Annotated in this window: 22 protein-coding genes; 6 read left to right on the top strand and 16 right to left on the bottom strand. The window is 64.9% G+C overall.

The window, feature by feature from the left end; genetic code table 11:
- Positions 1-64 precede the first annotated feature (64 nt).
- Complete coding sequence (gene flgK / locus ACP7D4_RS23735; protein WP_426104671.1) at positions 65-2,026, top strand: flagellar hook-associated protein FlgK; 1,962 nt, start codon at positions 65-67, stop codon at positions 2,024-2,026.
- Between the two features lie 21 nt (positions 2,027-2,047).
- Complete coding sequence (gene flgL, locus ACP7D4_RS23740) at positions 2,048-3,274, top strand: flagellar hook-associated protein FlgL (RefSeq protein WP_426104669.1); 1,227 nt, start codon at positions 2,048-2,050, stop codon at positions 3,272-3,274.
- Positions 3,275-3,344: 70 nt separating this feature from the next.
- Here the strand turns inward: flgL and fliR are convergent, their stop codons facing one another.
- The 13 genes from fliR to fliF form a co-directional block, all read right to left on the bottom strand.
- Positions 3,345-4,181, bottom strand: coding sequence for a flagellar biosynthetic protein FliR (gene fliR, locus ACP7D4_RS23745; protein WP_426211686.1), 837 nt, complete (start codon positions 4,179-4,181; stop codon positions 3,345-3,347).
- Between the two features lie 18 nt (positions 4,182-4,199).
- A complete protein-coding gene (gene fliQ, locus ACP7D4_RS23750; RefSeq protein WP_426104667.1) occupies positions 4,200-4,469 on the bottom strand; it encodes a flagellar biosynthesis protein FliQ in 270 nt (89 codons plus the stop codon).
- A 12-nt stretch (positions 4,470-4,481) separates the two neighbouring features.
- Positions 4,482-5,237 (bottom strand): flagellar type III secretion system pore protein FliP, encoded by a 756-nt coding sequence (gene fliP / locus ACP7D4_RS23755; RefSeq protein WP_426104665.1) that lies wholly within the window; start codon positions 5,235-5,237, stop codon positions 4,482-4,484.
- Entirely contained in the window at positions 5,227-5,823 is a 597-nt protein-coding gene (fliO, locus tag ACP7D4_RS23760; RefSeq protein WP_426211688.1) for a flagellar biosynthetic protein FliO, read from the bottom strand. Before fliO ends, fliP begins: the two co-directional genes overlap by 11 nt.
- A 2-nt stretch (positions 5,824-5,825) precedes the next feature.
- Positions 5,826-6,242 carry a flagellar motor switch protein FliN gene (fliN, locus tag ACP7D4_RS23765; protein WP_426104663.1) on the bottom strand — a complete coding sequence of 139 codons (417 nt, stop codon included), beginning with the start codon at positions 6,240-6,242 and terminating at the stop codon, positions 5,826-5,828.
- 15 nt (positions 6,243-6,257) lie between these two features.
- Positions 6,258-7,235, bottom strand: a complete 978-nt coding sequence (gene fliM / locus ACP7D4_RS23770) for a flagellar motor switch protein FliM (protein WP_426104662.1) — start codon at positions 7,233-7,235, stop codon at positions 6,258-6,260.
- Between the two features lie 6 nt (positions 7,236-7,241).
- Positions 7,242-7,742 (bottom strand): flagellar basal body-associated protein FliL, encoded by a 501-nt coding sequence (gene fliL / locus ACP7D4_RS23775; protein WP_426211690.1) that lies wholly within the window; start codon positions 7,740-7,742, stop codon positions 7,242-7,244.
- 234 nt (positions 7,743-7,976) lie between these two features.
- Positions 7,977-9,263, bottom strand: coding sequence for a flagellar hook-length control protein FliK (locus ACP7D4_RS23780; RefSeq protein ID WP_426211692.1), 1,287 nt, complete (start codon positions 9,261-9,263; stop codon positions 7,977-7,979).
- A gap of 20 nt (positions 9,264-9,283) precedes the next feature.
- The gene (gene fliJ / locus ACP7D4_RS23785) at positions 9,284-9,724 is read right to left on the bottom strand and encodes a flagellar export protein FliJ (protein WP_426211694.1); all 441 of its coding nucleotides are present in this window, start codon (positions 9,722-9,724) and stop codon (positions 9,284-9,286) included.
- 33 nt (positions 9,725-9,757) lie between these two features.
- Positions 9,758-11,074, bottom strand: coding sequence for a flagellar protein export ATPase FliI (fliI, locus tag ACP7D4_RS23790; protein ID WP_426211716.1), 1,317 nt, complete (start codon positions 11,072-11,074; stop codon positions 9,758-9,760).
- 152 nt (positions 11,075-11,226) lie between these two features.
- Positions 11,227-11,829: a flagellar assembly protein FliH gene (locus ACP7D4_RS23795; protein WP_426104762.1), complete on the bottom strand. Its 603-nt coding sequence runs from the start codon at positions 11,827-11,829 to the stop codon at positions 11,227-11,229.
- A 40-nt stretch (positions 11,830-11,869) separates the two neighbouring features.
- Positions 11,870-12,865: a flagellar motor switch protein FliG gene (fliG, locus tag ACP7D4_RS23800; RefSeq protein WP_426211695.1), complete on the bottom strand. Its 996-nt coding sequence runs from the start codon at positions 12,863-12,865 to the stop codon at positions 11,870-11,872.
- Positions 12,858-14,528 (bottom strand): flagellar basal-body MS-ring/collar protein FliF, encoded by a 1,671-nt coding sequence (fliF, locus tag ACP7D4_RS23805; RefSeq protein WP_426211696.1) that lies wholly within the window; start codon positions 14,526-14,528, stop codon positions 12,858-12,860. The genes fliG and fliF overlap by 8 nt, the downstream gene beginning before the upstream one ends.
- Before the next feature lie 258 nt (positions 14,529-14,786).
- Between fliF and fliE the strand changes: the two genes are divergently transcribed.
- The 4 genes from fliE to ACP7D4_RS23825 all read left to right on the top strand — a co-directional run bounded on the left by fliE (position 14,787) and on the right by ACP7D4_RS23825 (position 21,507).
- Positions 14,787-15,137 carry a flagellar hook-basal body complex protein FliE gene (gene fliE / locus ACP7D4_RS23810; RefSeq protein ID WP_426104650.1) on the top strand — a complete coding sequence of 117 codons (351 nt, stop codon included), beginning with the start codon at positions 14,787-14,789 and terminating at the stop codon, positions 15,135-15,137.
- Between the two features lie 72 nt (positions 15,138-15,209).
- Positions 15,210-17,594, top strand: coding sequence for an HAD family hydrolase (locus tag ACP7D4_RS23815; protein WP_426211697.1), 2,385 nt, complete (start codon positions 15,210-15,212; stop codon positions 17,592-17,594).
- Positions 17,591-19,528 (top strand): class I SAM-dependent methyltransferase, encoded by a 1,938-nt coding sequence (locus tag ACP7D4_RS23820; RefSeq protein WP_426211699.1) that lies wholly within the window; start codon positions 17,591-17,593, stop codon positions 19,526-19,528. The genes ACP7D4_RS23815 and ACP7D4_RS23820 overlap by 4 nt, the downstream gene beginning before the upstream one ends.
- Before the next feature lie 77 nt (positions 19,529-19,605).
- Complete coding sequence (locus ACP7D4_RS23825) at positions 19,606-21,507, top strand: class I SAM-dependent methyltransferase (RefSeq protein WP_426211701.1); 1,902 nt, start codon at positions 19,606-19,608, stop codon at positions 21,505-21,507.
- A 54-nt stretch (positions 21,508-21,561) separates the two neighbouring features.
- Here the strand turns inward: ACP7D4_RS23825 and ACP7D4_RS23830 are convergent, their stop codons facing one another.
- Genes ACP7D4_RS23830 through ACP7D4_RS23840 form a run of 3 tightly spaced genes read right to left on the bottom strand, consistent with a single transcriptional unit; the run spans position 21,562 to position 23,832 of the window.
- Entirely contained in the window at positions 21,562-22,320 is a 759-nt protein-coding gene (locus ACP7D4_RS23830; protein WP_426211703.1) for a flagellar brake protein, read from the bottom strand.
- Between the two features lie 14 nt (positions 22,321-22,334).
- Positions 22,335-22,670, bottom strand: a complete 336-nt coding sequence (locus tag ACP7D4_RS23835) for an EscU/YscU/HrcU family type III secretion system export apparatus switch protein (RefSeq protein ID WP_426104645.1) — start codon at positions 22,668-22,670, stop codon at positions 22,335-22,337.
- Positions 22,663-23,832, bottom strand: coding sequence for a flagellar hook-length control protein FliK (locus tag ACP7D4_RS23840; RefSeq protein ID WP_426211705.1), 1,170 nt, complete (start codon positions 23,830-23,832; stop codon positions 22,663-22,665). Before ACP7D4_RS23840 ends, ACP7D4_RS23835 begins: the two co-directional genes overlap by 8 nt.
- Positions 23,833-23,841 lie beyond the last annotated feature (9 nt).

The following is a 23,841-nucleotide window of genomic DNA, read 5'->3' on the forward strand; positions in this document are numbered from 1 at the left end:
GTGAAAGTCAAGTTTCCGGGGATTCTGCCGTAGACAGTGATATACAAAAGAAAGAAACCCTATCATGGCCGGAAATATACTCAACATTGGCAAAAGCGGACTGTTCGCGGCGCAAGCGGGACTGTCGACCACGGGCCACAATATCTCCAACGCCAATGTAGTGGGATATAGCCGCCAGGTCGTCATGCAGGGCGCCGGACCGGGCCAGAACATTGGTTCGGGCTTCATCGGTAGCGGCACCCAGGTCACCGACATCAAGCGTTACTCCGACGAATTCCTCAATGCCCAGGTGCGCACCGCGACCACCTCCAAGGCGTCGCTCGACGCGTACTACACCCAGATTGCCCAGATCGACAACGTGATGGCCGACCCGGCTTCCGGCCTGTCGCCGTCGCTGCAGGGTTTTTTCAAGGGCGTGCAGGATGTCGCCTCCAATCCCGCCTCGACTGCGTCGCGCCAGGCGCTGCTGTCGGGCGCCGATTCGCTAGCGGCGCGCTTTCAGGGCTTGAATGGCCGCCTGAGCGAGCTTCGCGAAGGGGTCAATACGCAAATCACGTCGAACGTGACGATGATTAACGCCTATGCCGACCAGATTGCCGCGCTCAACGAACAGATCGGCGGCGCCTCCGCCGGCGGGGGCAGGCCGAACGACCTGATGGACCAGCGCGACCAGCTGGTGCTGGACTTGAACAAGCAGATCAAGGCGACCGTCGTGGCCGGCTCGAACAACAGCATCACGGTATCGATTGGCAACGGCCAGCCGCTGGTGGTGGGGAAAAAATCGTACGACCTGGCCGCCATGGCGTCGCCCACCGATCCGACCCGGGTCGAGGTCGGCTACGTGGCCGGCGGCAAGGTGGTTCCGCTGGGCGACAGCGCGCTTAAAGGCGGCGAGCTGGGCGGGTTGATGGACTTTCGCAACACCGCGCTCGACCGCGCGCAAAATTCGCTCGGCCGCATCGCGATCAGCATTGCCGCCACCTTTAATGACCAGCACCACCTGGGCGTGGACGCCGAAGGCAAGCCGGGCGCCGATTTTTTCACCGAGGCCAAGCCGTCGGTGACGGCCAGCCGCGACAATTCCCTGAACAGCACCGCCGCTGTCAAGGCCGTCATCAGCGACCCGTCCAAGCTCACGCAGAGCGACTACAAGGTCGCCTATGACGGCGCCAAGTATGTCGTCACGCGCCTGTCCGACAGCCAGCAGACCGTGATCAGCCCGTATCCGCAGACCGGCGCCCAGAGCATCGACGGCATCGAGTTTTCAATCAATGGCGCCTCCGGCAGCGGCGACAATTTCCTGGTGCGCCCGACCATCAACGGCGCCGCCGGTTTTGGCGTGGCCTTGGCTGACCGCTCAAAAATTGCCGCAGGCGCGCCGATCAACACCGCCATGCCGACCACCAACACTGGCAGCGGGCGCATCAGCGAAGGCAGCGTCGACGCCGCCTACCTAACGCCGGGCAACGCGCTGACGGCGCCGGTCACGCTCAAGTACAGTTCCGCCAGCGGCACCCTGAGTGGCTTTCCTCCCGGCCAGGCAGTGACAAAAACCATGGGCGGCGTGACTACCGTCTACCCGGCCGGCACGGCGGCCGTTCCCTATCAGGACGGCGCCAGCTACAACTTTGGGGGCGTTAACATCGGCATGAGCGGCACGCCGGGCGACGCCGATACCTTTACCGTTTCCAAGAACCTGGGCGGCGCGGGCGACAACCGCAACATGCGCGCGCTGGGCAACCTGCAAACCAAAAACACCATGGAGGGCGGCAAGACCAGCTTCCAGGGGGCGTATGCGGAAATGACCAGCTTCATCGGCAACAAGACGCGCGAAGTGGAAGTGAACGCCAAGGCCAGCGACTCGCTGCTGCGCCAGGCGCACAATGCGCAGCAAAGCGTGTCCGGCGTGAACCTGGACGAAGAAGCGGCCAATCTGCTCAAGTACCAGCAAGCCTACCAGGCCGCCGGCAAGGTCATGGCGATGGCCAGCACGCTGTTCGACACCTTGCTCTCGCTCGGTCGCTAAACTCATTACGGAAAGCACATCATGCGCATCGCTTCGAGCACCATTTACGAATCCGGCACCAGCCAGCTTAACACGCTGCAAAGCAGCCTGGCCCGCACCCAGCAGCAGATCGCCGCCAACCGCCGCATTCTCACGCCCTCGGACGACCCGATCGCGTCGGCACGCGCGCTGGAAGTGACGCAGTCGCAATCGGTCAACGCCCAGTACGCCATCAACCGCCAGAATGCGCGCGCCGCGCTGACGGAAGAAGAACTGACGCTGACCAGCGCCACCAACTTGATTCACGATGTGCAGGATATCGCCGTCAAAGCGAGCAATGGCGTGCTGTCGGCGGCCGACCGCGCCTCGCTTGCGGTGGAACTCGAAGGCCATCTGGAAGACTTGTTTGGCCTGGCCAATTCGACCGATAGCGCGGGCGACTACCTGTTTGGCGGCTTCAAGAGCGACACCGCGCCATTTGCCAAGACGGGCGCCGGCGCGCAGTACCTGGGTGACCAGGGTCAGCGCCAGTTGCAGGCGTCCACGTCGCGCCAGGTGCCGACGGGCGACTCGGGCACCACCGTGTTTGAAAGCAACCGCACCGGCAACGGCACGTTTGTGCTGAGCGCGCCGGCGGGCAATACGGGCACCGGGGTCGTCTCCACGGGCGCGGTGGCCGATGCGAGCAAGCTGACCGGCCACCAGTACGAAATCAGCTTTGCCGTGTCCGGCACGCCGGCAGCCACCACTTACAGCGTGCTCGACAAAAAAACCGGCTTGCCGCCGCCCAGCCTGTCCGGCCCGCAGCCATTCCAGCCGAGCCAGCAGATCGCCTTTGAGGGCTTGTCGTTCACGGTGGCGGGCAACCCGGCCGCTGGCGACAAGGTCAACATTGATCCGAGCGCCAAGCAGTCGGTGTTCAAGACCATGACCGACATGATCGCCACCCTGCGCGCGCCCGCTTCCACGCCGGCGCAGCTGGCCGCGCTGAAAAACGGTTTGAACAAGGCTTCCGAAGGATTGACTTCGGCGCTCGATTCGGTGCTCACGGTGCGTTCGGCGGTCGGCTCGCGCCAGAAGGAACTCGACACGCTCGACAGCGCCGGCGAAGACCTGGGCATCCAGTACGCATCGACCTTGTCGAACCTGCAGGACCTGGACATGGTAGCGGCCATTACTTCATACTCGCAGCAGCAGCAGACGCTGGAAGCGGCGCAAAAGTCGTTCAAATCGCTGACGGGGCTGTCGCTGTTTAATTACATCGGTTAAACCGGGCGGGAATTTTTTCATCCGCGACTGGCGCCAGCGGCGCCAGTCGCCATGCAGCTCAGCTGAACTTTTACCTGGGCGGCGCCTTTGGCGGAGCAAGCACCGGCACCAGCGGTGCCTTTCGGTCAGCCGCCCCGCGCGCGATCCCGCGGCTGGCCTCCATCCCCTGATTGAACAGCGTTTGCAGCGGCCCGTTCAGATAAGGCATGGTCTGGCTGAGCAGCAGCAAGCCCACACCCAGCGTGATCGGAAAGCCGATACCGAAAATATTCAACTGCGGCGCGGCGCGCGTCAGGATCCCCAACGCCACCGTCGTCACCAGCAGCGCGGCCACGATCGGCAGCGACAATTGCAGCCCCGTTGAAAAAATAACGCTGCCCCATTTCACCACTTGCAAAGACAGCGTTCCCGAAATCGGCGTGGCGGAAATGGGCAGGCTGACAAAGCTTTCGGCCAGCACCTCAAGCAGCACCAGGTGACCGTTGACGGCCAAAAAAGCCATGGTCGCGATCAGCGCCACAAACTGGCTGACCGCCGACGAGCGGCCGCGCGACTGCGGATCGAACACGGTGGCAAAACCGAGACCCATGGTCAAGGACGCCACTTCGCCGGCCATCTCCACGGCGGCGAATACGATGCGCATCGCAAAGCCCATCGCCACCCCGATCAGCAGCTCCTGCAACAGGATTAACACGCCGGCCATCGACAGCGGATCGGCCGCCGGCAGGGCAGGGACCGTAGGCGCGATGATCAGGGCCAGCAGCACGCCCAGCCCCACCTTGGACGAGACGGGAAAGCTGTTGTTGCCAAACAGGGGAGCGGCAGTGACCAGGCCCAGGATGCGCGTCAAGGGCCACAGCAGCGCCGCGATCCAGGTGTTCATCTCGATACTGGTCAGTGTCAGCATGGGGTGGCGGCCAGGCGCCTAGCCGATCAGGCCGGGGATGCCGGTAAACACCTGGCGCATGTAGTCGAGCAGCACCGCCAGCATCCAGGGACCGGCCACGATCAGCGCCACAAAAATGCCGACCAGCTTGGGGATGAACGACAGCGTCGCTTCGTTGATCTGGGTGGCGGCCTGGAAGATGCTGACGATCAGACCGATGATGAGCGCCACCAGCAGCATGGGCGCGGCCACCATCAGCGTCACTTCCATGGCGTTGCGCCCGATCGTCATGACGGATTCTGGAGTCATTGTGCGCCCTTGCTAGTAAAAGCTTTGCGAGAGCGAACCGAGGATCAGTTGCCAGCCGTCGACCAGCACGAACAGCATCAGCTTGAAGGGCAGCGAGATGACGGCCGGCGACATCATCATCATCCCCATTGCCATCAGCACGCTGGCCACGACCATGTCGATGATCAGGAATGGAATAAAGATGGCAAAGCCGATCTGGAACGCGGTTTTCAGTTCGCTGGTGACAAAGGCGGGAATCAGTACGCGCAGCGCAATGTCTTCGGGCCCTTGCAGCGCCGGCGAGCGCGACATCTTGACGAACAGCGCCAGGTCGCCCTGGCGCGTCTGGCGGATCATGAAGTCCTTGAGCGGCTGCACGCCCTTGTCCATCGCTTCGCCCATCTGGATCTTGTTTTCCTGCAGCGGCACGTAGGCGTCCACGTAAATCTTGTCGAACACCGGCCCCATGATGAACAGCGTCAAAAACAGCGCGAGGCCCACCAGCACCTGGTTGGGCGGGGACGATTGCGCGCCCAGCGCCTGGCGCAGCAGCGACAGGACGATGATGATGCGTGTAAAACTGGTCATCATCAGCAGCGCGGCCGGCAGGAACGACAGCGCCGTCATCAACAGCAGCGTTTGCACCGGCAGCGAATAGGCGGTGCCGCCGCCGGGCGCCGGGGCGCTGGTAAAGGCGGGGATCCCCGGCGCGGCGGCGGCCAGCAGCGGCAGCGCCAGCGCGGCAAACGTCAAGGCGGTACGGGAAGCGGAAAGCAGCTTATTTTGCATTGCGTTTTTCGATCGTTTGTTTGAGCCACTCGGCAAAGCTGCTGGCCGATGGCGCATCGGGGTGCAGCGTGGCCGGGTGCAGCGTGGCCGGGGCCACGTCAAGCTGCTGTTTGGGCATGGTCGCCAGCGCGTTCACGCGTCCGGGCGAGGCGCCCACCACGATCCACTGGTCGCCCACTTCCACCACGATGATGCGCTCGCGTCCGCCCAGGTTCAGGGCGCCGACGATGCGCAGGCCCGCTGCGCCCGCGCCCGGGCGCGGACCGTAGCGCTTCATGGCCCAGGCGAACAGGGCAAGCGTGGCCAGCACGACGGCCAGGCCGAACACGGTTTGCAGCAGGCTGCCGGCCGATGCCGCCGCCATTGGCGCGGCCGGTTGGGGCAGCGGACGGGGCGACTGCGCGCGCGGCGTGGGAGCAGTAGCAGGAACGGACGCAGGAACGGACGCAGGAACAGACGCAGGAACAGACGCAGCCTGGACCGGGGCTGCTGCGGGGGCGGCGGCCTCTGGCATTGGCGTCTGGCGCGCCGCCACCGGGGCGCACGCCAGCACGGTGGCCAACATCAGTGCCGGAACTGCCTTCACCATCATTTGTTGAGTTTTCGAATCCGTTCGGACGGCGTAATAATGTCCGTCAGGCGAATACCGAATTTGTCGTTCACGACCACCACCTCGCCCTGGGCGATCAGGCAACCGTTGACCAGCACGTCCATCGGCTCGCCGGCCATGCCGTCCAGTTCGACCACGGAACCTTGCGCCAGCTGCAGCAAGTTCTTGATGGCGATCTTGGTGCGGCCCAGTTCGACCGTGAGCTGCACCGGAATGTCGAGGATGAAGTCGATATCGTTCGGCGTTTCGTTCTTGGTGCCCTTGTTTGAAAAGTCCTTGAACACAGCCGCGCTGGCCGGTTGGTTTGCCAGTGCGTCAGCTTCCGCCTTGGCCTGCTCGGCAATGGCCGCGCCCCAGTCGTCGTCCATGCTCGTATCATCTTGGTTGTCGGACATTATGCACTCCTGTCATTATTTAATATCGGCATTGGCGATCAATTTTTCCACTTTGAGCGCGTACTGGCCGTTCAGTATGCCGTAGGTGCAGTCCATCACGGGCACGCCGTCCACGGTAGCCTGGATCTGCTCGGCCACGTTCAAGGGAATGATGTCGCCCACTTTCATGTTCAAAATTTCGTCGAAGGTTGCGCGCCCGTGGCCCAGCGTTGCCACCAGTTCGACTTCGGCCACCTGGATCTGCTGCGTCATCAGGCGGATCCAGCGCTTGTCGATTTCCAGCGCCTCGCCCTGCAGCGACGAGGTCAGCGCGTCGCGGATCGGTTCGATCATCGAGTACGGCATGCAAAAGTGGATCTGGCCAGAGACCGAGCCCAGCTCCACCGTAAAGGTCGACGACACCACCACTTCGTTGGGCGTGGCAATGTTGGCGAACTGGGTATTCATCTCCGAACGAATATATTCGAATTCGACCGGGAACACCGGCTCCCACGACTTGGTGTAGGCCTCGAACACGATATCGAGGATGCGCAAGATGATGCGCTGCTCGGTCTGGGTAAAGTCGCGTCCCTCGACCCGGGTATGGAAGCGCCCGTCGCCACCGAACAGGTTGTCCACCAGCAGAAACACCAAGCCCGGATCGAACACCATCAGCGCGGTGCCGCGCAGCGGCTTCATGTGCACCAGGTTCAGGTTGGTGGGCACCACCAGGTTGCGGATGAATTCGCTGTACTTGGACACCCGCACCGAACCGACCGACACTTCGGCGCTGCGGCGCAGAAAGTTGAACAGGCCCACGCGCAGCAAGCGCGCGAAACGTTCGTTGATGATTTCCAGCGTCGGCATGCGGCCGCGCACGATCCGTTCCTGGGTGGCCAGGTTGTAGGTGCGAACGCCGGACGTCTCTTCCGGCGCGGCAGCGTCGTCCTGGTCGCCGTTGACGCCTTTGAGCAGCGCATCAACTTCTTCCTGGGAGAGAAAATTATCGGCCATGGAGGATCACTGGATGATGAACGAGGTGAACAGCACGTCGGTCACTTCCTGCTGCGGCGCGCCGGTGGCGAAAGGTTGCTTGATGACGGCGATGATTTCCTTCGACAACTGGTTCTTGCCTTCGACGGTAGACAGTTCGGACGCCTTCTTGGCCGACAGCAGCAGCAGCACGCGGCTGCGCACGCGCGCCATATTGGTCTTGATGATCTCGACCTGTTCCAGGCCGGCTACTTCCAGCGTGAACTGGATTTGCAGGTACTGTTCGCCGTTTTCCGGCTGCAGGTTGACGGTGAAGGCCTCGATGACGACGAATTCGGGCTTGGCGTGCTTCTTGACTTCGGCGTGGGCCGGGTCAGATTTGCCCTGGGTGAAATACCAGGCTGCGCCGCCGGAAATGGCGAGCACGACGATGCCGATGATGGCGATGACCAGCATCTTCTTTTTGGAAGATTTGGGTGCTGCCGGCTCTGCCTTCGGATCAGCCTTCATTTTGGGATTCGCTTTCAAGTTGCCTCGTTGGTGCAGTGGATGGAACGTGGTCTCATTATGTCATTATCGCGAATAGCCGAGCAGTTGGATGTGTTGAAAAGAGGGAATAAGAAGGGTCAACTCGTGGCTTGAGGCATACAGTCATTTCAAACTGCCAATCGCAGGATCAAAACCGGCCGACCCGACGATGCAGGTTTGATTTTCCGGTTCGCTGATATTTCGGTTCCCGCCCGGCCGCTCGTCCTTCGACCTTTATGCAAACGTATCCACCAGCCCCGGCAATTGCCCAGTCCGCTTAGGCCGCTCAGCCACCTTGGCCTCCGCTTGCCCGGCGCTGCCGCTGGCGTCACCCTCCAGACGCCCGCCGCCGCGCCCCATGCGCCCACTCGCGTCGTCGCGCGCCTGCTGTTGCTGCTGGGCCGAGCCGTCATTCACGCTCGCGTTGCCCAGCGCAATCCCGCTCTCGCTCATCATCTCGCGCAATTTTGGCATGGCGTCTTCCAGCGCCTGCCGCACTTCCGGCGTGGCCGACGAGAACGTGACCGTCGCATGGTCATTGGTCACGCTGAGCACCACCTGCATCGGCCCCATGTCCGGGGGATTAAGCGTGAGCGAAGCGCTTTGCTCCTTGCCCGCCACCATCCACACAATCTTTTGCCCCACCTGGTTGTCCCACGCCGGCGTGCCTACGCGCGCGGCGATCCTGTCGCCCGCGCCCGCGCCCGCGCCCACACCATTCACCACATTCGCCATCGCCAGCGATGCCTGCTGCACCGGCGCCGCCGCCGGCGCGGTGACCGGCAGTTCTTTCGGCATCTGGTCGGGCAGGGCCGCTTCGCGCCCGCGCACCTGGACCAGTTGGCCGGGGTCCGGCGCGGCCTTGCCCGGCGCCGTGTCGGCCGGACTGAGGGCTGCGGCAATGTCTTTGGCCAGCGTCGATTTTTCCGGCCCGGTCGGATTGGCGTTGTCGGCCGCTGCCGGCTTGACGCCGTCGAGCTTTGCCATCGCGTTGCCAAAGTCGGCCGGCAGCGCCGCGGGCGCAACGGCGCCGCCTTCCAGCAAGGCCGCCCCGGCCGCAATCAGCTTGTCCATGCCAGCGGTGGCTTTGGCTGCGGCGAACATGGCGTCCAGGCCCGGCGGCGCGGCGCTTGCCGCCAGTTGCGGGTTATCTGCAGAGTCGCCCGGCGCGGTGGCAATGGCTGCCGGCAGGTTCAGGCCCGCCATCAGCGCTGCCATGTCGGGCGCGATCGTTGGCACGGCGGCCGTGTCCGCAGCTGCGTCGTCCTTGCGTTCACTGGTCGCGCGCGCTGGCTCGGACGCCGCCTTCTTTGGCGCGCCGGCCTTGTCGCTGTGCTGGCCCTGCTGCGCCCTGGCCGGGCCGTTTTGCTTGTTTGCTTCGGGCGCTTGCGCACGGCGCTGCGCGATCTCGCGGTTGAGCGTCTGGTTGAACTGGGCGCCCGCGTCCGGCTGTGCATTCTTGGCCCGGGCCGGCGCCGCGCTGGCGCCGCTGATCTGGATCGGGAGGAGTGGCTTTTGCATGATGGGCAGTCGGTAGTGAATCAACGTTTGTAATAAGCCTGGCGGGCGGCGTGTTCGTCCATCTGTTTCTGGTCCAGCTTGTTTTCAAGGCGCAGCGCCTCGACCGAGGCCCGTTCGCTCAAGGTCCGGTACGACAAGCGCTTGCGCTCGGCCGCCTGCCATGTGGTCTTTTCATTCGCGCTGCGGTTTTGCGCGATCTTGAGCACGTCGCGCTGGCCATTGATGGCCACTTCGAGCTTATCGATAAAGGCGATGAAATTGCCATAGGCCATGGGCGTCATGCCGGCAATTTGCGCCGCTTCGAGCTTGATGCCGTAGTCGTCCCGGAACCCCAGCAGCATGGTCAGTTTTTGCTCGGCCTCGTCCACGGCTTTCAGCGCCACCCCCAGCCGTTTGGCCGCTTCGTCGGTGTCGCGCTGGGCCAGTTCGATCAGGGTATCAAGTGCAGACTGTTTTGCCATGGGTCGAGTATAGGCCCAGGCGGACCGGATTCATCAGTCGAACAGGGTGGTAAGTTGCCCCAAGCTCTCCAGCATGCCGACCCGTTCGTGGATCTCCTGGCACAGGAACGCTTCAATCTTGTCATTTTTGGCAATCGCCTGGTCCAGGATCGGGTCGCTGCCGGCTGCGTACGCGCCCACGCTGATCAGGTCGCGCGAGCGCTCGTAGCGTGAATACAGCTGCTTGAGCTTGCGCGCGGCCAGCTGGTGCGCGTGGGTGGTAATGCCATGCATGGCGCGCGAAATCGACTGCTCAATGTCGATTGCCGGGTAGTGGCCCGATTCGGCAAGCTTGCGATTCAATACAAAGTGACCATCCAGAATTGCGCGCGCCGAGTCGGCGATTGGGTCTTGCTGGTCGTCGCCCTCGGTCAGCACGGTGTAGAACGCGGTGATCGAGCCGCCGCCTTCAAGCCCGTTGCCGGCCCGTTCCACCAGCACCGGCAGCTTGGCAAACACCGACGGCGGATAGCCCTTGGTGGCGGGCGGCTCGCCAATGGCCAGCGCAATTTCGCGCTGCGCCATCGCGTAGCGGGTGAGCGAATCCATGATCATCAAGACATTCTTGCCCTGGTCGCGAAAGTACTCGGCAATGGTGGTCGTGTAGGCGGCCCCTTGCAGGCGCATTAGCGGCGGGGTGTCGGCGGGCGCGGCCACCACGACCGAGCGCGCCAAGCCTTCAGGACCCAGAATCTGTTCGATGAATTCCTTGACCTCGCGGCCGCGCTCGCCGATCAGGCCCACCACGATCACGTCGGCGGTGGTGTAGCGCGCCATCATCCCCAGCAGCACCGACTTGCCCACGCCGGAACCGGCGAACAGGCCCAGGCGCTGGCCGCGCCCGACCGTGAGCATGGCATTGATGGCGCGCACGCCCACGTCGAGCGTGTCGACAATCGGCGCGCGGTCCAGTGGATTGGCGGGGCGCACGTTGAGCGGCGCGCTTTCGCTCGAGTCGAGCGGACCCAGATTGTCCAGCGGCCTTCCGGCGCCGTCGAGCACGCGCCCGATCAAGCCCCAGCCCACCGGCAGGTGGCGCGCGCGGTCGCTGGGCCGGCGCCGCGGGTGCGCCACCGAACCCGGCTTGGGCACCGAGGGCTCGATGGGAAACACGCGGGTGCCGGGCACGATGCCTTCCACGTCCGACTGCGGCATCAGGAACAGGCGCTCGCCGTCGAAACCGACCACTTCCGCCTCGACCCGCTGGCCGCTGGGCATGGGAATGGTGCAGGCGCTGCCAACGGCGAGGCGCAAGCCCACGCATTCCATGACCAGCCCGGCCACGCGCGTAACGCGCCCGGACACCAGCATCGGCTCGACAAAGCTCGATAGCGCCGTGCAGTCGCGGATGTACGACTTCCAGCGCGCGGTATGACGATCGGGCGTGATCTGACGATCGGGCGTGATCTGACGATCGGGCGTGATCTGGCGATCGGGGGTGATGTGGCGGTCGGGCAGGGTGCTCACCGCTCCAGCCACTCCACATTGTTCTTGCCAAGCGCGGCAGTCAGGCGTGCCCAGCGGGCAGGGGACTGGGCGTCGATCTGGTTGCTGGCGGTATCGATCTTGCAGCCGCCGCGCGCGATGGTGTCGTCTTCGGCCACGCGCCAGCCGCCTTTTTCAAGTTCCTCGCCCATGGCGCCGCGCACGATGACCGCGTCGGCCGGGTTCAGCTGCAAAATGGCGGGCTGCTGCAAAATGGGCAAATAGCCAATGGCTTCGCGCACCAGCGGGATGATCAGTTCGGGCTTGACGTCGAGCGCCGTGCGCAGCATGCCGCGCGCCAGCTGCAGGGCGAGTTCGAGCATGTCGCCGGCGATGGTTTCATCGGCTTCGGCCAGCGCCGTGCCGAAGGTGGCGGCAATCGACTGCAGGTGTTCCAGTTCCTGGGCCGCCTCGGCGCGGCCGATCGCCAGGCCGTCCGCGTAGCCGGCCGCGTGGCCTTCGTCGTAGCCGATCAGGCGCGCTTCCTCCTGCATGCCGGCGATTACATCCAGATTCGGCGGCTCGGGCGGGGGCGCTCGCTTGGCCACCACGCTGGGCCGCTCGTCGCCGAACGAATTCATTTCCCAGCGCTGGTAGGCGCTTTGCAGTTCTTTTGGGGTATCAGACAAACGAATCTTCTCCTTTTCCACCCAGTACTATCTGCCCTTCATCCGACAAGCGGCGCACGATCTGCAAAATCTGCTTTTGCTGCGCTTCCACTTCGGACAGCCGTACCGGGCCTTTCGATTCCAGGTCTTCGCGCATCATTTCACCGGCGCGCTGGGACATGTTCTTGAAAATCTTTTCGCGCAAGTCCTGCGAGGCGCCTTTCAAGGCAATGATCAGCATTTCGGACTGCACTTCGCGCAGCAGCAGCTGGATGCCGCGGTCGTCGATGTCGATCACGTTATCGAACACGAACATCTCGTCCATGATCTTTTGCGCCATGTCGTTGTCGTAGTTCTTGATGTTGTCCATCACCGAACCCTCTTGCTCGCCGCTCATGAAGTTGAGGATTTCGGCGGCCGCGCGTACGCCGCCCAGCGACGACTTCTTGATGTTCTCGTTGCCCGACAAGAGCTTGGTGAGCACATCGTTCAATTCGCGCAGCGCGGCCGGCTGCACGCCGTCGAGCGTGGCGATGCGCAGCACCACGTCGTTGCGCAAGCGGTCAGTAAAATTGCCCAGGATTTCGCACGCCTGGTCGCGTTCCAGGTGGACCAGGATGGTGGCGATGATCTGCGGGTGCTCGTTGCGGATCAGCTCCGAGACCGACGAGGCGTCCATCCACTTCAGGCTTTCAATGCCCGAGGCGTCCTTGCCGCCCAAAATGCGCGACAGCAGTACCGCCGCCTTGTCGTCACCCAGTGCCTTGGTCAGCACCTGGCGGATGTATTCGTCCGAGTCCAAACCCACCGTCGAGTTAAGCTCGGTCTGGGCGCGGAACGCTTCCAGCACGTCGACCACCTGGCCGTGCTGCACCGCCTTCATGGTGGCCATCGCCGCGCCCAGCTTCAATACTTCGCGCGGGCCGAGAAACTTCATCACTTCGGCCGCCTCGGACTCGCCCAGGGCGAGCATCAGGATGGCCGCTTTTTGTATGCCGTTATCATTCATTCGCGCCTACCCATGCCTTTACGACGTTTGCCACGACCCGCGGGTCTTCCCTGGCCAAGTTTTTTGCCATCTGCAGGTTTTCGCGGTAGCCCTGCGCCTGGCCTGCCTCCATGTGCTCCAGTTCGGTGCTTGCAAGGGCGGCTTGAACGTCTTCTTCAGGCGAGAGCACGCGCCGCGGCGGCGGCGGGGGCACGTCGGAAATCTCGTCGAGCTTGCGCAGCACGGGGCGCAGCATGGGGCGCAGGATGCGGAAAAACAGGTAGGCGATGATGACGGCGGCCAGTACGAACTTGGCCACCTTCATCACCAGCGCCCAGGTATCCGGATCGCGCCACCAGGCCAGCGCCTCGGGCGCGTCGACCGCCTTGCCCACGCCGTCGAACGGGGCGTTGGTCACGGTCAGGGTGTCGCCGCGCTCCTTGGAGTAGCCCATCGCTTCCTTGACCAGCTCGTTGATCTGGGCCACTTCAGCCGCCGCCAAGGGCTGCACGGTGACCTTGCCGGTCTTGGCGTCGATAATGCGGCGGTGGTTCACCAGCACGCCCACGGTCAGGCGCTTGATGCCGCCCATCGGCTTTTGCTCGTAGCGGACCGTCTTGTCGACTTCATAATTGGTGGTCGAATCCTTGCGCGTAGGGCCGGCGCTGGCCGTGCCGGGGGTGGGTGTGGCGCCGGCAATCGGGGCGGTGGCCGCGCCCGGCGGCTGGTTCGACAGCGCGCCGGGAATACCCACTGCCGGCGTGGCCGGGGTGCCCGCCTCGCTGGTTTGCTGGCTGCGGATCGACGAGGGCTCGGGCGGCGAATTGGGCTTGAAGGTTTCGGCGGCCGTGTCGACCTGGGCAAAATCGATGTCGGCGGTCGCTTCCGCGCGCACATTGCCCTGGCCAACCAGCGGCGTGATCAGGGACTCCACCTGGCGGATGATGTTTTGCTGGATCTGCGCCACGTACTTGAGCTGGTTCGGGTCCAGCATCTTGGCGCCGGTCTGCTTGGTGGTGTCCGACAGCAGGTTGCCGGCCTGGTCGACGACGGTCACGTTTGAAGTTGGCAGTTCGGCCACGCTGGAAGCGACCAGGTGGACAATGGCCGATACTTGCGACTGGTCGAGCGTGCGCCCGGTCTGCAGGTTCAGCAGTACCGATGCGGTGGGCTTTTGCTGTTCGCGCACGAATACGGTAGGTTTTGGCAGCGCCAAATGCACGCGCGCCGAACTGACGGCGGCCAGCGACTCGATCGAGCGCGCCAGTTCGCCTTCCAGCGAGCGCTGGTAATTGATCTGTTCATGGAACTGCGACACACCCAGTTTCTGGTTTTCCATCAGCTCGTAGCCGACGTTGCCGCCCTTGGGCAAGCCTTGCGCGGCGAGCTTCAGGCGCGCGTCGTGCACCTTGTCGGCCGCCACCAGAATGGCGCCGCCGCCTTCGGAAAACTTGTAGGGAATGGCCATCTGGTCGAGCGAAGCGGTGATCGCGCCGCCATCCTTGTCGCTGATATTGGCAAACAGGATGCGGTATTCCGGCTGCTGGCTCCACATCCAGGCGCCGGCCATAATGGCCAGCACGATCGCAATGCCGATGCCGAGCACAAAGTTGCGCCCCATGGCCGTCTGGAAGAACGTGGCCCTGGTGTTGATGTCGACGAGTTCTTCGGTTGCTGCTGCCATGATTGTTTTTTTCCGACAGGCGGTTCCGCCCTACGCGTCAAATGTTCCCACAAACTACAAAGTGGGGCTCAGGCACAATTATGGCGGCCCGCCCCGGCAATCAAAGGCCCAAACAGAGCGCTCTTTTGCCCCCTGCTTGTGACGACACCGTGCGCACGCGCTGGTATTCTGACAGCCTGACTTCGCTTGTGCATGCATTGTACTCGCGTGGCAGGTGCCCGTTGCCGCGCCTGCCTTGCCACCTCACCGGAGAACCACATGAACATAGGCGCTATCGACGGCGGCCGTATCGAGGCCATGATTGCCCAGCTCAAGGCGGCATCGACCAAGCCGGCCGCACCTGCCGTCAGCCCCCTTGCCGGGGTGGGCGAGACGCCGGCCGCCAAGGTCAACTTCGCCGACGCCTTGCAAAATTCGCTGTCGGAAGTGAGCGCGGCGCAAAAGGGCGCCGGCGAAATGAGCAAGAAGTTCACCATGGGCGATGATTCAGTCAGCCTGTCGGACGTGATGGTGTCGATGCAAAAGGCGAGCATTGGGTTTCAGGCCACGGTCCAGGTACGCAACAAGCTGGTGTCGGCTTACCATGAAATCATGAACATGCAAGTGTAAATTGCCCGGTATGTAGACCGGCGCAGGGGCAAGTGATATGGTTGTGCGGATCCTTGCTTTGATAAGGCGAATATGCAAGACAAACTGCATGCGAATGAACTGGACGGCGCCTGGCTGGCCGGATATGAGGGCTTGAAGGTCTTGTCGCTGGACTGTTTCGATACGCTGCTGTGGCGTAAAGTGGCCAGTCCGAGCGACGTATTTTTTGCCCTCGCGCGCAGCGCGGCATTTGCGAAAATGGGCTTGACGGCGCCGCTGCGCGCCCGGGCCGAAACCATGGCGCGGCGCATCAAATGGGTGACGACCCAGTGCAGCGAAGTAACGCTGGACGACATCTATCGCCAGGCGGCGCCCCGGGCAAGCGACGCGGAACGTGCCGAACTGGCCGACGCCGAATTGGCGTGCGAAATTGACCATTGCTTCGTCTTTCAGCCCGTTTTCACGCTGATCGAACAAGCCAGGGCGCGCGGCCTGAAGGTCGTTGTCGTCAGCGACACATACCTGTCCGAAGCACAGCTCAGAGGCCTGCTGTTTTCCGCCTTGCCCGCGCTCGAAGGCTTGATCGACGCCGTCTACTGCTCGAACGTGCAGCTTGTCTCGAAATCGGAAGGCATGTGGCCACAGCTGCTGGCGCAGCTAGCGGTCAAGCCGGAGCAGGTCCTGCACCTGGGCGACAATATCGAGGCTGACTACCATAGCCCGCTGCGCTTTGGTATGCGCGCCACCCATTTCATCCAGCAGCACGAAGCGACGCGGCGCATCTTCGCCGCACGCGCGCAGGTGGCGCCGCAGGTGCTGCCGGAACTGGGCTACCGGCTGCCCGTGCCCAGCTATTACCATGCACAGGTTGCGCGCATGCCGCAGGGCGACCAGTTGGCCACCTTCGGCTACGCCTGCATGGGGCCGCTTTTGTACAGCTTTGCCGACTATGTGCTGCGCGAAGCGGCCGCCGTGCGTGCCCAGGGTGCGCCAGGTTCACGGCTGAAGGTCGCGTTCCTGATGCGCGACGGCTTTTTGCCTGGCCGCGCCTGCGCAGAACTGGCCGGCGAGCAGTTCGGCAGCCAGCTCAATATCAGCCGCTTTACCGCGCTCGCCGCGTCGCTCGACAGCCGCGAGCGGGTAGTGGCGCTGCTCACGCGCGTGCTCTCGCGCGAAGCGCTCGAACCTTTGACGCGCCAATTGCTGCTGCCGGCGGCAGCGGCGGCGCGCATCCTGAAGGCCGCCGCCGCCTCCGGCGCGAGCGAAGCGGAGTTTGCGCGCCAGGTCTTGCAGCCGGAGACCGTGAAAGTGATCCTGGCCGCCTCGCGCGCGTTTCGCCAGCGCCTGGTCAGCCACGTGCGCCTGATGACGGGCGTCGAACGTGGCGACACCTTGATGCTGGTTGACCTGGGCTACAGCGGCACCGCGCAAAGCCTGCTCACCGACGTGCTCAACGATGAGCTGGGCGTCAGCTTGACGGGACGCTACCTGATCGTCGACCAGGTGGCGCCGCATCAGGACGACCGCAAGGGCCTGATCGACGCGACCGTCATGGACGGGCGCATCACCACCACGCTCACTGGCGACTACATTGCCAGCTTCGAGATGCTGTGCACCCAGCCGGCGCCGAGCACCGTGGACTATACCGAACAGGGCGCGCCAGTGTTTTCCGGCACGGCGGTGAGCGCGGCCCAGGACCGCGTGGTGGGCGCCATCCAGGACGCCTGCCTGCGCTTTATCGCCGACACGCGCGACACGCCGCTGTGTTTTCGGCCCAAGGTGCTGGCGCACGAGGTGGCGCAGGGCGTGGCGATCGACCTGGCGCGCCAACTGTATTTTCCCACGCCGCTGGAACTCGATTGCATGCACAGCTTCCAGTTCGATTTCAACCTGGGCACCGACAAGACGATCGCCATGTTCGACGCCCAGGCCGGCCTGGCCGCCATGCGCACGCAGGGATTTAGCTACATGAATGCGGGCCTGGACCACAAGCGCACCAGCTACGCGCTGGAGCTGCGCACGCTCGATTTGTCGCTGTCGGTGCTGCTGTTCGCGCAAAACCGCTTTGGCTTCGACATGCAGCCGGCCAGTTCCTCGTATCGCAGCCAAAGCGTGCAGGTGCTGGTGACGAACCAGAGTGGCCATGCGGTGCACGAACTTGTTGCCAGCGCCACCTACGACGGCTACTTCTCGCTGTCGGTGCCGCTCTCGCCCAACTTCGATGTCGGCGTCTTGTTCGGAAAACAGTACAGTTGGCTGCAGATCGACAGCGTCGAGCGCATCAGCGACGGCGACTACGCCCATCCGGCCGCGATGGCCCCGGGGAGCGCACTGTTCGACCAGATGGCGCACCAGCAGGACGGCCTGTACCAGGTGGACGCTGGCGGCATGCTGTACCTGCCGGCCGTGGCTGCGGCTACGGTCGGCACGCAGCTGTGCCGCGTGATTTTTCGCCCGTTGGCACGGGTCGATCCATGACCGGCGCGTTGTCAGACGCCGAAGCGCTGGTCAGGCTGTTCGGCGCAGGACTGGTGCTGTGCGTCGGCGGCGACGACAGCCTGGCGCGCTGCCTGCGCCAAAAGGGGGCGCAGGTGCACAGCGCCGCCACGCTGGCCGACCTGGACGCCTGGGATGAAGCCGGCGGGGCGCGTTACGCGTGCCTGGTGGTAGAGGGCGGCGCCATGCTGGAGTCAAGCACGCTCGCTTCCAGTTTCGCGGCGCTGCGCCGGCTGGGCGCGCGCTGGGCGGTGCTGCGCTTTTCCCAGCAGCGCGACATGATCCGCGCTTCGCGCGAAGTAGGGTTGCGCCAGGTATGGGAAGCGGCCGCCGTCACGGCGCACTTCCGGCGCGCCCCGCAAGCGGTGTCGATCGGCAGCTACCAGCTTGAGTGCCAGGATCCCTTCGTGCCCCAACTGCTGGCCTTTGAAGCCATTCCGGTAGCGGGACAGGCGCCGTTTGGCGGCACGCTTGCCGACAGCACGCGCCAGAGCGGCGCGCAGGCCGACGCCTATATGGCGCGCTACGCGCTGGCCGCGGCCATGGTGCGCGGCGGCGACACGGTGCTCGACTGCGGCTGCGCGCTGGGCGCGGGCACGGCGATCCTGGCTGCCCAGTCCTACGGCGCGCGTTATATCGGGGTGGCGGCCAGCGCGCAGGCAGCAGTCTACGCGGCGGCCAATTTCGGGCAGCAGTACGGCGTCGAGTACGTCGTGGCAAACCTGGCAAACTTGGCCGACCTGTCTTGCATGGGAAACGACAGCGTCGACCTGGTGGTGGCACTGGACGTGCTTGCACAGGCGCCGGACAGCGCGGCGTTTCTGGCCGAAGCGCAGCGCGTGCTGCGGCCCGACGGCAGGATCATTGTCAGCGTGCCTAACCGCGCCGCGCCCAACATGGCCGGCCGCAGCGACGTGTCCGATTTCGCTACGCTGCGCGCTGCGCTGGGGGCTTGCTTCCTGGTGGAGGAGCGTTTCGTGCAGGGCGCCGGCGGCGAAAAGCTCAAGGACGCCCGGCGCACGCTCGACAAGCTGGCGCTCGCCGCGCCGGATGACGCCAGCGAATGGCTGATCCTGGTCGGATCGAGCGACCCGCTGCGCAAGCAGGCGTCGGGCCCCTACCGCCATCCCGAGTTCGCCGCGGCCGCGCTGCCGGGCGCCTGGGTGACGCAGTTCGGCGACTATTACGACAACCCGTGGCTGTACCGCTCGATGGTGCAGATCGGCGAGCGCGTGCGCGACCCGGGTGTGCTCAACGACCTGGCTGCGCGGGTGCTGGGGACGTTGCCGATGGACAGCGCCGATTTCGGCGCCGCCTTGACCGTGCTGGCGCACTCGTTGAGCGAGGACCCGCACGCGGTCCTGGTCGACGACGTGCTGGCGCTGGTTGACGCCTACCTGGCGCAGGAGAGCGCCAATCCGCACGTGCTGCGCTGGCAAATTTCCAGCGCCTACATTGCGGGGCGGCTGGCGATGGCGCGCGGCGAGCGCGAACTGGCCGCCGGCTACCTGGAAGGGGTGGCGCAGGCCGACTTCATGGCTTTCAGTGCGCTGCTGGCCACCAAGACCATCGCCGCATCGTTCCACCTGGGCGCCATGGCGCTGGCCGGCGCCGATCCAGGCAACAGGGCGGCCCAGCACTTCGCCAACGGCGTGGCCAGCTGCCGGCGCGCGCTCAAGGCCGACGACACCAACGCCATCGGCAACCCCGCGGCGCCGCTGGCCTTCGGCTTTACCGAGCTGGCCGAGGTGGCCGACATGGGCGCGCAGTGCGCCATGGCGCTCAGGATGCTACCGCTGCACGCGCGTTTCCCCGGCCTGTTCTGGCGCCGGGTCGACACCAAGCGTTTTGGCCTGCTGACATGGGCGCTGTCGCTGGAAGAAGAAAACCTGGCGCTGCGCCGGCGCCTTGGCTGACGCCGGGCAAAGCAAGACACGAAAGACACGAAAGACACGAAAGACACGAAAGAGACGAAAGTCCACTGGAGAACAGCATGGCGCTCAAGGATGTGCAGGAAATTCTCGGAATGTTCGGCGCCGGCGCCGTGTTGTGCGTGGGAGGCAACGACCCGGCTCCCGCTGCCGAGCTACGCCTGCACGGCGCGCTGGTCGACAGCGTCAACGCGCTGGAAGAACTGGCGCCGTGGCGCGCGGATACGCACGCGCGCTACGACTGCGTGGTGGTCGAGGCGAGCGCCATGCTTGAAATCGGCACGCTCGAATCGAGCTTCGCGCAACTGTACCGGATCGAAGCGCGCTGGGTGGTGATCCGCTTTGCCGAGCACCGTGACCTGATTTGCGCCTCGCCCGAAGTGGGGCTGCGCCGCGACTGGGAAAACGCCGCCATCCGGGCCGGGTTCAGGCGTGCCCCGCAGGCCGTCTCGTGCGAGCGCTACACGGGCCAATGCAATGACCCGCTGGTGCCGGCGCTGCTCGAATTCGAGCGCATCCCCCCCGCCGCGCTGGCCGCTTTTCCTTTCGAGCAGTTGCTGGCCGATCGCAAGCTGCACATGGACATGTCGCGCGAAGCGGGCGAGCGCGCCGACGCCCACATGGTGCGCTATGCGCTGGCCGCTACGCTGGTGCGCGCGGGCGACACGGTGCTCGACTGCGCCTGCGGTCTGGGCTACGGCAGCGCCATCCTGGCGGCGCAGTCGGGCGGCGCGCGCTACATCGGCGTGGACATCGATCCTGGATCGACCGCCTACGCCACGGCCAATTTCGGCGCGCAGTACGGCGTCGAATACGTGGCTGCCAGCGCCACGGACCTGTCGTTCCTGGAAGACGACAGCATCGACCTGGTGGTGACGTTTGAAACCATCGAGCACCTGCAGGATTACCAGGGTTTTTTAAAAGAGGCGCTGCGCGTATTGCGTCCCGATGGCCGGATCATCGCCAGCGTCCCCAACTTGTGGGTCGACGAGACGGGGAACGACCCGAATCCGTATCACTTTCACGCCTTTGATTACGCCACCTTTCGCGCCACCATGGGCGCCTGCTTTTTGCTGGAAGAGCGCTATGCGCAAAGCGCGCCGGGCGGCTTCAAGCTGCGCGACTGGCCGCGCATGCTCGACCAGTTGGCGCTGGACGCACCCGACGAGCAAACCGAGTGGTTGATCCTGGTCGGAGCATGCGACCCGCTGGCCAAGGCTGCGCAGCGCGCCTACCGCGACGGCGCGCTGGCCGGCAGGGCGCCGCTGCCCGGATGCTGGGTCGCTGACATTGGCGGCCACTACGACAACCCGTGGCTGTACCGGACCATGGTCGACCGGCAAACACGCCTGCGCGAGCGCTCGCTGCTGACCGATCTGGCCGCGCGCGCGCTTGGCCAGATGCCGATGCAAAGCGCCGACTTCGGCGCGGCGCTGACGGTGCTCGGCCACGCGCTGCTGGCGCAGCCGCAGTCGCCGCACGTGGACGACCTGATGCCGCTGATCGATGCCTACCTGGGGCAGGACATGCCCAATCCGCACGCCAAGCGCTGGCAGATGTCAGCCGCTTACGTGGCCGCTCGCCTGGCGCAGGCGCGCGGCGAGCGCGCGCTGGCGAGCATGTATTTGACGGCGGTGGCGCAGGCCGACTTCATGGAGTTCGGTCCACTGCTGGCGTCCAAGGCGGTTGCTGCGGCGTTCGACCTGGGCGTGATGGCGATGGCCGAAAACGACCACGCGCGCGCGGCGCTGCATTTTGGCGGCGGCGCCCAGGCATGCCGCAGGGCGCTCAAGGCCGACGACATCAATGCGATCGGCGACCCGGCGGCGCCATTCGGGTCCGGTTTCGAGGAGCTGGGGCAGGTGGCGCAGCTTGGGGCGCAGTGCGCGCGGGCGCTCGAATTGCTCCCGCTGGCCAGGCGCAGTCCGGGGCAGTTTTGGCGTGAGGTCAACGCGAAGCGCTGAACAACCCGGCGCGCAAGCAGCAATGCGCCGGTCCGCCCCGCGTGACCGCTGCCGTCAGCTCAGGCCGGCAATGCGCGCATTGCGCTCGCGTTCAAGTTTGGTGATGTAGCGCTGCACCAGCGCCAGATTGCCGCGCGAAATGTCGATAAATTCGCAGCCCAGCCGGCGGTTGGTTTTGTTGTTAAGCAGCGTCAGTTCCATCGAATTGCGGATCCGCAGCCCGGTCGTCACCATGCCGATCTCAGGCAGGTCGAGGCGGCAGTCGGGATACTTGTTGCCGATGGTGTCGCCCAGCATCAGCTTGTTGTCGAGAATCGCGATGCCGCCGCAACTGATGTCGGCCAGCGGCACGATGGCGCTGCCGCCGCCCAGTTCCGGCGGGATCGGGATGGTGGTGCGCACCGGGTTGCTGACCGGCGTGGCCATGCGGTAGTATTCGCGCCGCTGCAGGCGGATCAGCGTGGGCGGGATCTCCACCAGCAGCGCCGGCCCGCCCTGGTAGGTCGTGGCGCGCGCCGCTTCGGTGGAAAACAGGATGCGGATTTTGTCGAGCGTGGTTTCGAACGACAAGCGCTTGGCTTCCAGGATGCGGCGGTTTTGATCGGCCTCGATCGAGCAGTCAAAGTACATGCTGTTGGTGTCGGGATCGACGTCGAGGATGGAAGTGACGCAAACGTCCGCTTCGCCGCGCACCAGCATGCGGATCAGCTGGTTTTTTTCGCCAATGGCGCGCAGCAGCGACACAATCTCGCGGCGCGAATCGACTTCATAGTCGTGCCAATTTTCCAGCAGTGAACCTTCTTGAGTGTGCATTGGCGCGGCCGTTGTTAGGTGTCGATGAATCGGGTTGCATCGGGCGGCGGCGTGCTTCTTGCCCCGTGCGCGGAGTCAATATGATATAGCCAGGCCAGCAGTTCCGCAATCGCGCGGTACAGACCGGGCGGGATCTGGCTGTCGAGGTCGACATTCATTAACAATGCCACAAGTTCCTTCGATTCGTGCACGAACACGCCCGCTTCGCCAGCCCGTGCAATGATCTGTTCGGCAATCAAGCCTTTGCCCTTGGCCACCACCTTGGGCGCGGGCGCGCCGTCCGTGTAAGCGAGCGCCACCGCGGTTTGCTGCTTGCGCTTGAGCGTGACTTTATCGGCCGCGTCAGCCATCGCCATCCTCGCGCTTGTGGCCGATCGACAGTGACGACAGCGGCGTGCCGGCCGCCTCCATCGCCCCTGTCAGTTCGGCCGCGTGCGAGCGCAGCAGGCTGCCCACGGCGCTGCTGCCGGTCTGGATCTCGATCTGGAAGGTGTCGCCGGCCATCACCACGGTGGCGGCGATTTCGCCCAGCAATGGCAAGCGGAACGTCATGCCGCTGCGCCAGGTCGGCGCTTCCTCGCCACCGGCCCCGCGTCCGCCGTGCCCGTCTGTGGCGTCCTTGTGGATGTCCCATGCCATGTGCTGGCCCGGCAACAGCTGGCCTTGCCACGCGACGCGCGCCTGTTCTTGGCTGGTCAGTTGCAGGTTAATGAACTGGGCGGTGGTGGGATCGGTCACCGGCGAGGGCAGGCGGCCGGTCTGCGGCTCGCGCATCAGTTCGCTCAAGGGGCGCGTGCCTTCGGCCCATTCGGCCAGGTGCGATTCGTAGAACAGGCCGCTCTGGCCGATGGCGTCCTGCAGGCGCGCGGCCAGTTGCGCCGGGTCCGGCGCATGGTTGGCCATCAGCGGCTGGTGCCCGGCAAGCGCCAGTGCGGCGCCCGGTGCATTCTGGGCCGCCACGATCACGCTGCTGATGACCCGCCCCGCGTCGCTGAGCACCGGCGCCGGCGGGGCGCCCGCCAGCAATGCGGCGGCGGCGCCATCCTTGGCGGGAACGGCCGCTTGCAGCGGCGCGGCGCCGCCCGTGCCGCCGGCGCCGGCGGTGGCGGCGGCACCCTTGGCCGGCAGGGCATTGGCAGTGTCGGCCAGCAATTGCGCAGCTTGCGAGGCCGGCGAGGGCGGCGTGTACAGCGTGCCGGGCAGCGCCTGGCCGTTGCCATTGGTGATCTGGAAGGTGGGGCGGGGGTCTGCCGAGAGCAGCGTGAGCGGCACTTCGCTGCCGATCCTGGTGCCAGGCGGCAGCTGCATGCGCACCGGGTCGCCTGCGACGCGGACAATGTAATTGCCGTCGACCAGGCGCGAGAGCACTTGCGAGAGCATCGATTTGCCGACCATGCCGGACATGGTGCGCTGGAAGGCTTCCTGGCGCGGGTCGGCGACGCCGTCGGCGCGGCCGGCGCGGTCGACCTTGCCGACCGTGCCGGCCGGCGTCAGGTCGGTGCGCAGCTGCATGTTGGGTTA

It is taken from the genome of Massilia sp. TWP1-3-3, from assembly GCF_049897805.1.
Lineage (GTDB): Bacteria > Pseudomonadota > Gammaproteobacteria > Burkholderiales > Burkholderiaceae_D > Telluria_A.